The following is a 14,204-nucleotide window of genomic DNA, read 5'->3' as shown; positions in this document are numbered from 1 at the left end:
ATTGCGTAGAGCAGCCCCTAAATCTCCCTGCCATGTGTTCTACATCCCGGAATTTATCATATATTTTTAATAATTCCCATCACCAGGAGCGTTTATGAATCAATCATTGACTGCATCCTCCCCTGTTTCCAAGCGCCTTTCCCCCAGGAAAATGGCCTTTATTACCGGAACCCTGCTTCTGACCTCCACCGGATTCATATGCAGGATTCTGGGATTCTTTTACCGGATCTTCATGTCCAGGACCATCGGCGCAGAGGGACTGGGTATATACAATATGGTGCATCCCATATTCAGCATTTGTTTTGCTGTCTGTGCAGGCTCCATCCAGACTGCTCTTTCACAGTACGTGGCTGCCAACCAGTCCCGGGGCAAGGCCGTGTTCAGGACGGGTCTGGTCATTGCCATGGGCATGTCCTTCCTCCTGGCCTGGGGCATCTATGGAAATGCCGGATTTCTGGCAGAGAAGCTTCTGCTGGAGCCCCGGTGCGCCCCCTACCTTCCGGTGATGGCAGTGTCCGTCCCCTTTGCAGCCCTTCACGCCTGCATCAACGGTTATTACTACGGCATGCAGAAAGCCCGGGTCCCCGCCTTCTCCCAGGTAGCGGAGCAGGTCATACGCATGGGCGCCGTATTCCTCATTGCCAGCGTCTGGCTGGAATCAGGACGCCAGATTACGGTAAGCCTTGCTGTATACGGACACCTGATTGGCGAGATGGCCTCTGCTGTATTCACTGTGTTCTGTCTTGGATTTTTTCCGCCCCATAAGGATGGGGATTCCCGCCGCGCGCCAGCCATCCCCCTCTCCTTCAGCGCCACCGCTGCCCCTCTTATGGCCCTGGCTCTTCCCCTCATGGGAAACCGCCTTATACTTAATGTGCTGGGAAGCGCGGAAGCCATATGGATTCCCAACCGGCTGATGAGCTCCGGCCTTACCAATTCCGAGGCCCTGTCCGTATACGGCGTGCTGACCAGCATGGCCCTGCCTTTCATCTTGTTTCCCTCTGCCATCACCAACTCCATGGCAGTGCTTCTTCTGCCCACGGTGGCCGAAGCCCAGGCGGACGGCAATGAGGCCCGTATTTCCTCCATGATATCCATGTCCCTGCGCTACAGCTGCTATATGGGCGTACTGTGCATCGGCATATTCACTCTCTTCGGGAACCAGCTTGGCGTCAGCGTTTTCCACGACCAGAATGCCGGTACCTATATCACCATCCTTTCCTGGCTGTGTCCTTTCATGTACCTGGCAACCACCATGGGAAGCATCCTGAACGGCCTCGGGAGAACCTCCTCCACCTTTTTCCAGAATGTGTGCGCCATGGTCATCCGGCTGGCATTTGTGCTCTTTGCCATCCCCCGATACGGAATCCTGGGATACCTGTGGGGTATGCTGGCCAGTGAGCTGGCCCTGGCCCTTATGTGCTTTCTTGCGGTAAAACGCCTGGTCCCCTTCCGCTGGGACACCGCCAACATGATTATTAAGCCTGTGCTCCTTTTGCTGGTATCCATCGGCATGTACCTGGCATTCACCCAGGCCTGCGTCTGGCTTAAGGAGCTGCCCCTCTTTATCATGACAGCGGTGCAGATTCTGTTCCTTTGCTTCAGCTACATGGGACTTCTGCTCCTGTTCCACAAAAAGCGGCCCCTGCCATAGACTGGCAGGGACCGCTTTTCCCTGGCTGTGCGCCGTATATCTGCGGAACACTTCTTACGTATTATATTTTTCCACATAATAGCTTAGGATGTCCGTCAATATATAAGATTCATATATCTCAAACACAGTCTCATTATCATTATACAGACAGAACGATGTGGCGTTTATTTTGAGAAGGGGCTGGTTCTGTTCTGTCTCCAGATACCCGTAGATTTCACTGTTTCCCAATGTGGCGTTTAAAATCTGGCGCGCCTTTGTGAAGGAGAGCTGGTAAAAGGATTTCAGCACCTCATACAAGGAGTTATGGTTGAAATCAAACAGCTCCAGCTTTGGGAACAGCTTTCTTGGAAGAATGGAGGTGTTGATGCAGTACGGACTGCCGTCCGCATAGTAAATGCTCTTGATGACATAGACCTCCTCCTTTTCCTTTAAACCCATTCTGCGCCTTACATCGGCATCCGCTTCCTTAACAGTCAGGGATAAAAGCTTCTTGGACGGTGTCTTCCCCTGATGGAGGATGGCTTCGGTAAAGCTGTAGATGCGTGACAATCCCTCCGACGCATGGTCGCGGACAAAGCTTCCTTTTCCCTTGATGCGGTAGAGAAACCCCTCATGGACCAGCTCGTCTATGGCCTTTCGGACCGTAATCCTACTTACTCCATAGGATGCGCACAGTTCATATTCCGATGGAATGACCTGGTTGGGCCTGTATTCCATGCTCTCGATTTTATGTATGATATCCTGTCTGATTTGCTCATATTTGGCTAATTTCTCTCTCATGATAACCTCAATCCGTTCACTTACTGTTTTTATCATTATATACTGAGAGAGACATTCTTTCAACTTATGCCGCTGTTTTCCGGGATATTTTCTTCCAGTTCATGTATCCGTAGAGGGAATTCAGCAGGTTCACGGTCTTCATCACAATGATGAGCAGGGCCGTGGTATCTCCTGATGCAAACACCATAATCCACATAATAATGGAAAGGGCGTTGACAATGACCCACATAAGCCACTGTTCGGAGTAACGGAGCAGGTAGAGCATACTGGCAATGACTGAAACCACGGTTGTCAGTGAATCCATAAACGCGAAGGAACCGCCCATGTATTTTAACACTTCCGAATAACCCCATACTCCCAGGGCTGTTGCTGCCGCTACCCCTGCAATGAGCTTAGGCGTCATGGTGCGGAATCTGACCTCGCCGTCGCTGGTCGCGTTCTTTTTCCACAGATAGATGGCCGTGGCGCTGACCGGTATGCTGTAGAGTACATTGTACATTACCTCGCCGTACAGCGGTATACCCATGCACTGGTACGCATACATGGCGCTGTTAATGATGGCAAAATACAGTCCTGCCACCTTGCCCTTGGCTCCCAGCACCAGGTTCAGGCTGCCTGTAAGGCTCAGCACCAGCATGAACGGCGTATCCCCGTTGATGAACCATATGACGGCCATCAGGGAGCAAACAAAAACCAGCCAGACTTTTTCAAATATGCTCCAATCATGAAAGAACTCTTTTATTTTATTCATATGAAATTCCCCTCCGCATTCGTTTTTTATATACAGCCATCCAGAATATCTGATATGAAATCCTGCTGCTCAAACATCTCCATGGTCATCACCGGCCCCTGTATGCCTACGATACTTGCGGCTACCCGGTTGGCCAGCCTTACGCATTGCTCCGTATCCAGCCCTTTATAGTATCCCGCAATCATGGCAGCCACATGGCTGTCCCCCGCCCCTATGGTATCCTTTACCTTTGTCTTGACAGCAGGCACTGACTTCATCACCCTGCCGTCATAATACATGGTGCCGGCAGCTCCCATGGTCACCACCACAAGATTGTGGTTCAGACTGTGCAGGTACCTCAGGCAGTCCTCCACCGTTGCCTGCTTTGCATAATCAAAGGCTTCTTTCTCATTGATGTGGAGAATGGGATTCACCGACAGGATGCGCTCCATCACCGGTGACTCTATCCCGGTTATAACAGGTCCCGGAGCAAAGAAAACCCGCTTCTCCCTCAGACTGTCCCCGGCGCCCTCCATCCAGCCGGATATAACCCGGCCGCCGCCGCCGCACACCTGGTACCCGGCTACATAGATGCTGTCATAAGCATCCGGGGACAGCGGTTCAAACCAGGATGAACGGAAACAGCCTTCAGCTCCCTTTACCGTGATGAAGGTGCGCTCTCCGTCCTCCTCCACCAGGCACAGGCAGTAACCGTTGTCCCTCTCCTCTTCCCTGATAAGGATGGGGTATCCCAGGTTCTCCAAATCCCCGGCAATCATATCCCCGTACATCCCCCTTCCCACAGGCACAAACAGGTCGTGTTCCACGCCAAAGCCCCGCAGGGTGCCGGCCACATTGTAAGCGCATCCCCCCACCGTGGTCATGGTTTCGCTGCACAGAATGTCCTCTCCGCTTTTGGGCAGGCGTTTGATTTTCATTATGATATCAATGATGGCTGCGCCTATTACCAGGGTTTTCATGCAAGTCTCTCCCTTCCTATTTCCAGTATCCGGATGTAATGGTCAAAGTCAGCATCATTCTGCTGTCTCAGGGTGTCAATGTATTCCTGTTTTATCTGTCCGGCCCCTGTAAATGCGCCGCAGACAGCCGTTGCCATGGCCCCGATGGTATCGGTGTCGCCTGCCATATTGGCGCAGAGCAGGCAGGACCGGTTTGGGTCCTGGGCAAAATATGCCACGGACAGGGCAGCCGGTACAGACTCGATGATGCCCACTCCGGTGCCCACCACATCGTAAAGCCTGCGGATAAATCCTTCCTCGTCCCCCTTATGCGTCCTGGCAATCTCCAGTCCAATCCGCAGGCGCTCTCCCAGTTTCGGGCTGAACGTCTCACATCCCAGGCTGCAGCCTATCTCCTCAATCCCAAACACATCCTCCATAATTTCCTCAAAATCATCCTTCACAATGGCCGAGCTCACAGCGGCTGCAATCATGGCTGCACCGGCTATGGTCACATCGCTGGTATGGGTGGCCCTTGACACCTGGTACACGTACCTGGCTATATCCTCCTTCTGCTCCGGCCTGAAGAGGCAGCCGATGGGGGCAATCCTCATGGCGCTTCCGTTGGATAATGCCTTGTCCGTAATCCTGGAATCCTGGATGCCGTCCCGGAAATTGGCCAGGGCCACCTTGGAGGTGGGGCCCAGGATATTGTTCTCAAAGGCATTTTCCTTCTCAGCCCAGGCCAGCATTCTTAAGGCAATGTCCCTGGTGTCCGGTTCATAACCAGTGGATGCAATGGAATCCAGCAGCACAAGGGCCTGGCCCGTATCATCGGTAAACTGGCCTTTTTTATAATTAAATGCCACATCATTCTCAGCCGGTCCGTCTAAAAATCCCTCAATCCGGCCGAAAAACGCCTTCACTCTCTTCCTTCCCCACAACTCGGCAGGCATGCCCATGGCATCGCCCAGAGCCATCCCGTACAGGGCGCCGGCAATTTTGTCTTTCATACTGTTTCCTCCTGGTAAATTTATTATTACATTTTGTCATTACAACTTGTATTTTTATTTGCATTATAATCTTATCTGACATTCCTGTCAATATAAAATTGTATCTTTATGCATATAGACATAAAACATAATTATTTTTCGTTTTTTCCCCTCTTATTTTTGTGTATTTTACACAACCAAAGCAGAAATCATCCTAAACCGCCCATTTCTGTTTAAAAGGGGAAGGGATGTGGTATACCGGTCTGTCATGAATTCCATACAGCATGGATTACGTCCCGAAGGGCCGGTTTTTTCAGCTTTTTGCCATCCGCTTCCCAGGTTGACTTTCCCATGGTTTCGAGATATAGTATTTAAATGGTTATTTTTGAAATACGAAAGGATTGTGATTTATATGGAAAAAAACAGAGAAGCAAAAGAGGTGGACCTGGGCACAGGAAGCGTGGGGAAACTTCTTTTTCAGTTGGCCCTGCCGGCCATTACAGCCCAAATCATCAACGTGCTGTATAACATGGTAGACCGTATGTACATCGGCCATCTGCCCGGCGAAGGCGCCAACGCACTTACAGGCGTAGGCGTCACCTTCCCGGTCATCATGGCAATTTCAGCCTTTGCCGCCCTGGTGAGCATGGGCGGCGCTCCCAGGGCGTCCATCATGCTGGGCAAGGGCAGGAAGGAGGAGGCCGAAAACATCCTGGGCAACTGCACCACTGCCCTCATAACCGTGGCCGTTGTGCTGACCGCCTTTTTCCTCATCTTCGGCCGCCGCATTCTGCTGATGTTCGGCGCCAGCGGCAACACAATAGAATATGGCTGGGCTTACATGCAGATTTATTCCCTGGGAACCATTTTCGTACAGCTGGCCCTGGGACTCAATGCCTTCATCAACGCCCAGGGATATGCCAAGACAGGCATGTACACCGTGCTCATCGGAGCCATATGCAACATCATCCTGGACCCCATCCTCATGTTTGTGTTCCACATGGGCGTACGGGGCGCGGCCCTGGCAACCATTATCTCCCAGGGAATCTCCGCTGCCTGGGTGGTCCTGTTTCTTATATCCAATAAAAGCTACCTTAAGATACGCACCTGTTACATGCGGCCCAGAAGGGAAATCCTCATGCCGGCCATTGCACTGGGCGCCGCCCCCTTTGTTATGCAGTTCACGGAAAGCATCCTGAACATCTGTTTTAATACCTCCCTGTTAAAATACGGAGGCGATGTGGCAGTAGGCGCCATGACCATTATGGGAAGCGTAATGCAGTTCTCCCTTCTCCCCCTCCAGGGACTGACCCAGGGCGCCCAGCCCATCATCAGCTTTAACTACGGGGCCAGGAAGCTGGACCGTGTAAGCAGGACCTTCCGCCTGCTGCTGGCTTCATGTATGGCCTACTCCACTGCGCTCTGGGCCGTAGCCATGTTCGCTCCCATGGTTTATATCCGTATTTTCACCCAGGACCCTGCCCTGACAGCGTTCAGCCAGTGGTCCATCCGCATCTATATGGCGGCTTCCCTGCTCTTTGGAGCCCAGCTGGCATGCCAGCAGACCTTTATCGCCATCGGCGACAGCAAGACCTCCCTGTTCCTGGCCCTGCTGCGCAAGGTCATCCTGCTGATACCCCTTATTTATATTCTGCCTAACCTCTTTGAAAATAAGGTATTTGCCGTATTTGTGGCCGAACCCATTGCCGACACCATCGCAGTGTGCACCACCGTAACCCTGTTCATTCTTTCCTTCCGGAAAATGAAGCGGGAGCTTTCCGCCTGATTCCGCCAGCCAGCCGGAGCAGACGGTTCAGGCAGATAATTGGAGCAGAATGCCCACACAATATACAACACCCCAAGGCTGCCTTGTTTTCGGAAGCCTTGGGGTGTTGTTATGTTAAATTTATCTCTGGTCCCTGTCCAGGCTTCAGACCTGGTCGTAAATCCTCTGAAGGAACTCCACATCCCCATGATACCGCTCCTGGCTGGAATTCTCCAGCAGCATGGCGATGTGAGGCTTCATTTTCTTTACATGCTTCATAAGGGGTTCATACCGGAACAGCCCGTCTCCCACATGGCGGAACAGCTGTTCCTGCCCGTCAAAGACAAAATCCTTCACATGAAGGGCCCCTATGCGGTCGCCGTAGTATGCAAAGGCTCTGTCAATGACACGCTCCTGGGCCTCAGGCTCCGTTTCATCCGGATGAATCAGGTTTACAGCATCCAGTATCACCTCCACATTGGGGGAATCAATGTCCTCCAGGAAGCGTTTCATCCTGGCCGGGCTGTACAGAGTGTGGTTAAATACGCCCTCCACGCCCACGATGACACCCAGCTTCTCAGCCGCAGCCACAATCTCCTTCATGCTCTTGAGAAGCAGCTGGTAGGCGTCCTCTGTATAGGTTTCCTCTGTGACCCTGAAATCCGGGTCCAGGCGTCCGGTCTCAGTCCCCACCATATCTGCCCCGATGATTCTGGCATATTTCAGGTGTTCTATGAAACGCGCCACCTCTGACCGCCGTCTGGACTCAACGGGATTGGTGGGATTGATATAACAGCCCAGCACAGCCACATGGATGCTATTCTTCTCCAGCTCCCCGGCAATGGCCCGGGCGAATCCGCTGCTGTAACGGCCTGTGGTAAAATCATAATCGCTGATGGACTTTCCAAATGCCAGCTGAATCTGATGGATATCATGTTCCCTCACCCGGGCAAACAGCTTTTCCATTTCCATCCTGGGACATAAATCATGGCATCTCATGCCTGTATTCAGTTTCATGGCCTCTCTCCTTTGCAAACGTTCTCAAGTCCTATTTTACCACGGTTATTCCAGGTTTTCCATCTTTTTCTTCCCTGCTTTTTCCTTCATATAGACATCCATGGCATCTGCGACGGTTTTGGAATAGGCCACAGCCTCCACCACTGTCTTGGCTCCCAAAACCACGTCGCCGGAGGCAAAGATTCCCTCCACCGTTGTCTCCCCCTGTTCATCTGTCTCCAGAAGGCCGTTTCTGGTGGCTTTCAGTCCTTGTGTGGTGTTGACCAGCTTGCTCTTTGGCCCCTGGCTGATGGAAATAATGACAGAGTCAGCGTAAATCTGCTCCTGCTCCCGGGAATAACCTGTCACATTTCCCTCCTCATCGTACAGAATCTGCTGGAATACAGGTCCATTGTCATTGATTTCCACCACATTCCGGTTAAACTCGAATTTAGCCCCGTCCAGCATGGCATACTGGGTTTCGTGAAGGCTGGCGTCTGAGTGGCTTCCCCTGGCATAGAGGGTTACATGGTGGGAGCCCTTGCGGATAACGGTCCTGGCCACGTCCATGGCGGAATTCCCCACCCCGATGATGGCCACCCGGTCCCCCAGGTCATAGGCATCCGGGTTGGCCAGATAGTCAATGGCAAAATGGACATTTCCCAGGGACTCTCCCTTGATTCCCAGCTTCTTTGGACGCCACACGCCGGTGCCGATGAAAATGCTCTCATACCCGTCCCGGAACAGGTCCTTGATTTCCAGCGCGCCTCCGATGGTGGTGTTGGGACGAATCCTGATTCCCATGGACAGAAGCTTCTTCTTATAGCGCTCCAGAATGGACTTTGGCAGGCGGAATTCAGGTATTCCATACTGCAGTACGCCGCCAATCTTGTCCCTGGAGTCAAAGATGGTCACACTGTATCCTTTCTTTGTCAGCAGGATGGCGATGGTGATTCCCGCGGGTCCTGCCCCGATAACAGCCACTTTTGTTCCGTTCTTTGGCTGGCACCGGATGTCAATGCGCTCCAGGCATGTATCTGATATATAATTTTCTATACTGCTCACATGGACCGGCTGTCCCTTCCTTCCCAGGACACAGTGGCCCTCGCACTGCCGCTCATGATTGCATACAAGGGAACACACCAATGACATGGGGTTATTGGAAAACAGCATGGCGCCTGCTTCTTCCAGTCCCCCTTCTTTCAGGGCCTTAATCATTGCGGGTATGGGGGTGTGGATTGGGCATCCCTGCTGACACATGGGTTTCTTACACTGAAGACAACGGCTGGCTTCGTCGATTACATGAACTGCCATGGCATGGTTCCTCCTTTAAACTGCTTTCATCTCATTTTTGCAGCCCCAATCATAGCACAGCCCTCCGGGCGAATCAACAGCGCCAATGTACTTTTTGCAAAACAGCCTGTCGCAAAAATAACGGGGCCCACCGGCAATTCTGAGAGAGAATTCCCACCGGCCCCGGCCCCATGGCAGCAGAATGCCCCCGGGACAGGTTTTACACCTGAAGCCCGGGGGCAATTTGCTGTAAACAGCAGGGGACTCTGCGTGTCTGTCCCTGCCGGTTCTTGTTAAATGCTTCACCCGTTAAATAAATAACTTTTAATCTGCTTCCGGCTACCGCGTCACCGCTGCCCTGCTTCCCCTGACAATCCGGAACACGCCGGACAGCTCCAGCATCCTGGCCACATTGTAAAAGATAAAGGAATCAATGGGCCATTTCACCAGGTTCTGTATGATTCTGGGAGGCAGAAGTATCATGAATGCCTGCCCGTACAGAATACTGAGGCACAGGGTGTTGAGAATCACGTTGCACACCAGGCAGACCAGGAAATGGGCTGCCAGAACCCTGGTGAATTTTAACGGCTTCCTGTATAAGAAAAACCCGTAAATCAGGCCGGCCATCATGGTCACCAGCGTCAGGCCGGGAAAAAAGGCGCCCACCGGCTTTATGAGATATTTGACAATGTCCAGCGCCCCTGCGAACAGACAGCTGACCGCAGGACCAAAAAGATAGGCCACTAACTGGTTGGGTATGCCGGAAAAACCGATTCTCTGGGTGCTGGTCAGCTCAATACGGAAATTCACCAGGATGATTGCGGCCGCCGCCAGCATGGCGCACACAGTGATGGTCCTGACACTCTTTAGCTCCCGGGAGGAGCTGCCAAACAGTTCTGCTAATTTCTTCATGATTCATTACCTCCTTTGCAGATTTCACGGACTACAAACGGAGATATACAATGGCAGGTGCAGGAACCTTTCTTCCTGGCATACAAAAAACGGCCCCGGGAACCATATCCACATTTATGCCGGGACATGGCTTCCCTGTGCGAGAACGTGCTTCGTCACAGAATTCCAAACACGCTTTTAACCGGTGTAAACCGGCTGCACATAAAACAGGCCGCTCCATCTATCTCTGTTGCAGCGGGATGCAGCATATGCACCGCAGGGAGATTCCCTTGGGGAATCCTCTTTCGTCCAGCTGACAACTCCCTGTCCAGCCGGCACTTAACGCACATATACCTACTCTGCTTCTGTTTTTATTGTATCTTCTACTATACACCATATATAAAGATATGCAAGCACTTTTTTATTTTCCCGCTCCCGCTACCCCTTACGGAGCTTCCCAGTAATAAGTCCCATTCTCCAGGGTGCGGATGGCGAAATCCTCATCATACAGGTATTCCAGACAGGAAAAGGTCTTGCTGATAACCATTTTAAGCTTGATAAACTCCGACTGGTCCCTGGGCACATGGTCTATGCCGTAAGCCAGGCAGGCCACCTCCTTGGTGGTCATCCTGTGATGGCCGTGGTCCAGGATATGCTTGATTAAATCCGTCTTATCCAGATAAGCAAATACAATCCGGTCCACCACCCGCTTCACGTCCCGGATGGGTTCCTTGTGCGCCGGGAGAATCAGGCAGTCACCGTACTGGTGCTTCAGCCTTTCCAGGGAATCAAAATACCCCTTAAGCAGATGCTCATCCGGATAGGTGGTGCCCACAATAGGCACAATGCCGTCAATGACCTGGTCCGCGCTAAAGAGAATCTTATGCTTCCGGTCGTAAAGTCCCATCTGCCCGTAGGTATGTCCCTTAAGCCCCACTGTCTCCAGGTCATAATCCCCATAGCTCAGAATCTGCCCCTCATTGACCGGTGTGTAGGGATATCCCGGTATCTCAAATTCCCATCCCCTGTTCTCCCGAATCCTGCGGTTCACTTCCATAAACATGTTCCAAATCTCCGGCGTCCCATCCTCTGTCACCCCAACGCTCTGCAGCACCTGGGGCTGGTCCTCCGTGGAGCCGTGGCTGTGATTGTAGTAAAGGCAGTCATAGCAGTGCCTGTCTTCCTGGGGATTCATGAACAGCCTTGCGCCTCTGGCCGCATACTCGCTGGCCAGGCCGCAGTGGTCATGGTGCTTGTGGGTCAGGAATATATCCAGCCTGTCATAGGTGATTCCCAGCTTTTCCAGCTCCGCTTCCATGACGCGCAGACACGTCCTGCTGCGGAAACCAGCGTCCACCATCAGGCTTCTTCCCCCATCCTTTCCGGGAATGAGGAATATCTTAATCTCATCAATACTTTTCTGATTGCTGTGAAGCTCCACTTCAAAAATTCCCGGAGCGCGTTCCAACATAACTTCCACCTGTCTTTCATTCTGTCATTCTATGGTCATTTTATTCTGCGGGTTTGCCACCTTGGCATGGTTCTTCCCCTATACAATCCCTGTTTTGCCGCCGCCTTTTAGCTGTACTCACCACGGACCAGGCAATCAGGGTTCCCATCATGCTTCCTGCCAGCACATCCGTGGGAAAATGGACAAAGAGATACAGTCTGGAAAATGCGATGAGCACAGCCAGCATAAGGGCGGGAATTCCCCATTTCCTGTTAAAAAGGAAAATACAGACCGCTCCCTCAAAGCTCACCAGGGAATGTCCGGAGGGAAAGGAATAATCCCCGGGCACACGGACCAGCAGCTCCACGGCAGGCTCCAGCCAGCAGGGCCGCTGCCTGGCTATCATATTCTTAAGCAGTACATTGCCCAAAAGGAATCCGGCTGCTATGGATACCAGCATGCATCCTCCCAAAAGCCTGGTTCTGGGAAATGAAAAAAGCAGGACACCCATAAGGAGCCAGAACCATCCGTGGTCGCCCAGAGAGGTAATGAACACCATAAGCCCGTCTACCAAAGGCGTGTGAAGTTCCTGCAGTGTATATAAAATCCGGAATTCGATACCGTCCACCTCATTTCCAGGTTAATATCCCCTGTTCATACCATTATATCCCACACCATATCATTTTGCAATCTGTTAATATTTTAACAAAAATTGCGATTTTAGTCAAAATCCTTGCATTTTTATGAATATGTGATAAAATCCCTAACAAAATAAAGGCTCCGGAGCGTATCAATGCTAATACACCCCCCAGCCCGGAAAAAGGGAGAATATGAGTATGACAAAATCAAGTGTGAAAGAATTCCTGAAGCGGAAAAATGTAAACATCACGGTACAGACCTATCTGATTGACGCCCTGGGAGCCATGGCTTTCGGCCTGTTTGCTTCCCTTCTCATCGGCACTATTTTCGGTACCCTGGGGCAGCAGTTCCAGATAGAAATTTTCAATGTCATTGCGGACTATGCAAAAAGCGCTACCGGCGCAGCCCTTGGCATCGCCATTGCCCACGCCTTAAAAGCGCCCCAGCTGGTGCTGTTCTCCGCCGCCACGGTAGGCATTGCGGGCAATGCCCTGGGAGGTCCTGTTGGCGCTCTGGTGGCCACCATTGTGGCGGCTGAACTAGGCAAAATTGTATCCAAGGAAACCCGCCTGGACATCATTGTAACCCCCGGACTCACCATTATATCCGGTGTGCTGATGGCCCAGTTTGTAGGACCCGGCGTGGCCGGATTCATGAGCTGGTTTGGGAATCTGGTAAAGACGGCCACGGAAATGCAGCCCTTTATCATGGGAATCCTGGTGTCGGCCCTTATCGGCATTGCCCTGACCCTTCCCATCAGCAGTGCAGCCATCTGTATCGCCTTATCCCTGGACGGACTGGCCGGGGGAGCAGCCACAGCCGGCTGCTGCGCCCAGATGATTGGCTTTGCCGTCATGAGCTACCGGGAGAATAAAGTGGGCGGACTGATGGCCCAGGGCCTGGGAACCAGTATGCTGCAGATGGGCAACATCGTGCTGAATCCCCGTATCTGGATACCTCCCACACTGGCATCCATGATTACCGGCCCCATAGCCACCATGGTCTTTTGCCTGGAAAACATCCCTGCCGGGTCAGGCATGGGCACCTGCGGTCTGGTAGGCCCCATCGGCGTATACACGGCCATGGGCGGCGGGACCAGGATGTGGGTGGGCATCCTTTTGGTGTGCTTCCTGCTGCCCGCTGTGCTGACCTTTGTGTTTGGAGAGGTGCTGCGGAAGATGGGGTGGATTAAGGAGGGGGATTTGAAGCTGAATTTGTAAAATGGAAGGGTTTATTCTTGTGGTTCGTATTCAGCTTATATGTTCAGGGCAGGTGTAACGCGGCAGGTTCTGGCTGTGTTTCCCGTATTCAATGGCTTTGGCCGGACAGCGGCTGATGCAGGCCATGCAGTGGGTGCAGCTTTGCCCCCATACAGGAGTTCCGTTCTTCAGGCGGATGTTGTTCAAAGGACAGACGGCAGCGCATTTTCCGCAGGAGATGCAGGCATCTGTGGAGCGGAACTTTTTGGCGTGGACAAAGACAGGGTAAAACAGTGCGTTTACAATGCCGCTGTTGATTCTGTCCTTCAGCGTTACGGGAAGCCGGGGGATAGGCCTGCCGTGTTTGATGAGCCGGGCGGTTTTGTCGGTTGCGCTTTGGGATTGGCGGATTATCCGTGCTGCTTCTTCCTGTGTGGGCGTGGTAAACATTGCAATGTAGTTTTCAGGCATGATTATCTGGGCGCAGCCTGAATAGTCCAGGTGTTTGGCGGCAGCTAATTTTTTCAGGTATTTACCGGCGTTTCCAATGTTTCCTCCGCAGGTCATTACAAAATATATGTTTCTGTTTCCGGTTAATTCCGTGTTTTCCAGCCACTCCTGCACAATGCGCGGGATTCTCCATGCATAGGTGGGGGAAACCACCACCCATGGGGTATCCGAGTACATGCCTGTAAAATCACGGCTGCGTATTTTTTCTTCCAGATTCAGGATTTTGTCCTTTGTCTCAAGGCTGATTCTCCTTGCTGTATACTCACTGTTTCCTGTTCCAGAAAAATATAGAATCATAAGGGTTGTCTCCTTCTGCTTTATATGGCTGGTTGTCCGTCTTTTCTAT

At 52.1% G+C, this 14,204-nt stretch carries 13 protein-coding genes and 1 riboswitch; of the genes, 3 read left to right on the top strand and 10 right to left on the bottom strand.

What is annotated here, in order from left to right; genetic code table 11:
* The first annotated feature begins 94 nt into the window (after window positions 1-94).
* Window positions 95-1,654: a polysaccharide biosynthesis protein gene (locus tag I2H39_RS08010; RefSeq protein WP_138307899.1), complete on the top strand. Its 1,560-nt coding sequence runs from the start codon at window positions 95-97 to the stop codon at window positions 1,652-1,654.
* A gap of 54 nt (window positions 1,655-1,708) precedes the next feature.
* On the opposite strand, the gene I2H39_RS08005 is transcribed toward I2H39_RS08010, so the two are convergent.
* The 4 genes from I2H39_RS08005 to I2H39_RS07990 all read right to left on the bottom strand — a co-directional run bounded on the left by I2H39_RS08005 (window position 1,709) and on the right by I2H39_RS07990 (window position 5,136).
* Window positions 1,709-2,434 carry a GntR family transcriptional regulator gene (locus I2H39_RS08005; protein WP_138307896.1) on the bottom strand — a complete coding sequence of 242 codons (726 nt, stop codon included), beginning with the start codon at window positions 2,432-2,434 and terminating at the stop codon, window positions 1,709-1,711.
* A 64-nt stretch (window positions 2,435-2,498) separates the two neighbouring features.
* Entirely contained in the window at window positions 2,499-3,185 is a 687-nt protein-coding gene (gene pnuC, locus I2H39_RS08000) for a nicotinamide riboside transporter PnuC (protein WP_138307894.1), read from the bottom strand.
* A 26-nt stretch (window positions 3,186-3,211) separates the two neighbouring features.
* Window positions 3,212-4,144 (bottom strand): PfkB family carbohydrate kinase, encoded by a 933-nt coding sequence (locus I2H39_RS07995; RefSeq protein WP_195626210.1) that lies wholly within the window; start codon window positions 4,142-4,144, stop codon window positions 3,212-3,214.
* Complete coding sequence (locus tag I2H39_RS07990) at window positions 4,141-5,136, bottom strand: ADP-ribosylglycohydrolase family protein (RefSeq protein WP_138307891.1); 996 nt, start codon at window positions 5,134-5,136, stop codon at window positions 4,141-4,143. Before I2H39_RS07990 ends, I2H39_RS07995 begins: the two co-directional genes overlap by 4 nt.
* Window positions 5,137-5,527: 391 nt before the next feature.
* Here I2H39_RS07990 and I2H39_RS07985 point away from each other — a divergent pair, with 391 nt between their 5' ends.
* Window positions 5,528-6,901 carry an MATE family efflux transporter gene (locus I2H39_RS07985; RefSeq protein WP_138307889.1) on the top strand — a complete coding sequence of 458 codons (1,374 nt, stop codon included), beginning with the start codon at window positions 5,528-5,530 and terminating at the stop codon, window positions 6,899-6,901.
* Between the two features lie 144 nt (window positions 6,902-7,045).
* On the opposite strand, the gene I2H39_RS07980 is transcribed toward I2H39_RS07985, so the two are convergent.
* From I2H39_RS07980 to I2H39_RS07960, 5 genes are all read right to left on the bottom strand, one after another.
* Window positions 7,046-7,897, bottom strand: a complete 852-nt coding sequence (locus I2H39_RS07980; protein WP_195626209.1) for a sugar phosphate isomerase/epimerase family protein — start codon at window positions 7,895-7,897, stop codon at window positions 7,046-7,048.
* A 45-nt stretch (window positions 7,898-7,942) separates the two neighbouring features.
* Window positions 7,943-9,190 (bottom strand): NAD(P)-dependent oxidoreductase, encoded by a 1,248-nt coding sequence (locus I2H39_RS07975; protein ID WP_195626208.1) that lies wholly within the window; start codon window positions 9,188-9,190, stop codon window positions 7,943-7,945.
* A 318-nt stretch (window positions 9,191-9,508) separates the two neighbouring features.
* Complete coding sequence (locus I2H39_RS07970; RefSeq protein ID WP_195626207.1) at window positions 9,509-10,081, bottom strand: folate family ECF transporter S component; 573 nt, start codon at window positions 10,079-10,081, stop codon at window positions 9,509-9,511.
* A 230-nt stretch (window positions 10,082-10,311) separates the two neighbouring features.
* Window positions 10,312-10,424: riboswitch (THF riboswitch) on the bottom strand.
* 81 nt (window positions 10,425-10,505) lie between these two features.
* Window positions 10,506-11,531 (bottom strand): MBL fold metallo-hydrolase, encoded by a 1,026-nt coding sequence (locus I2H39_RS07965; RefSeq protein WP_195626206.1) that lies wholly within the window; start codon window positions 11,529-11,531, stop codon window positions 10,506-10,508.
* 40 nt (window positions 11,532-11,571) lie between these two features.
* Entirely contained in the window at window positions 11,572-12,138 is a 567-nt protein-coding gene (locus tag I2H39_RS07960) for a phosphatase PAP2 family protein (protein WP_138307879.1), read from the bottom strand.
* Between the two features lie 208 nt (window positions 12,139-12,346).
* Here I2H39_RS07960 and I2H39_RS07955 point away from each other — a divergent pair, with 208 nt between their 5' ends.
* On the top strand, window positions 12,347-13,369 hold the full coding sequence (locus I2H39_RS07955; protein ID WP_195626205.1) for a PTS sugar transporter subunit IIC: 1,023 nt from the start codon (window positions 12,347-12,349) through the stop codon (window positions 13,367-13,369).
* 30 nt (window positions 13,370-13,399) lie between these two features.
* Here I2H39_RS07955 and I2H39_RS07950 read toward each other — a convergent pair whose 3' ends face one another.
* Entirely contained in the window at window positions 13,400-14,155 is a 756-nt protein-coding gene (locus tag I2H39_RS07950; RefSeq protein WP_195626204.1) for an EFR1 family ferrodoxin, read from the bottom strand.
* Window positions 14,156-14,204 lie beyond the last annotated feature (49 nt).

Source organism: Clostridium sp. 1001283B150225_161107_B6, from assembly GCF_015556325.1.
Lineage (GTDB): Bacteria > Bacillota > Clostridia > Lachnospirales > Lachnospiraceae > Enterocloster.
Note: the sequence above shows the minus strand (reverse complement) of the source record. Positions and strands in the feature narration are given on the sequence as shown.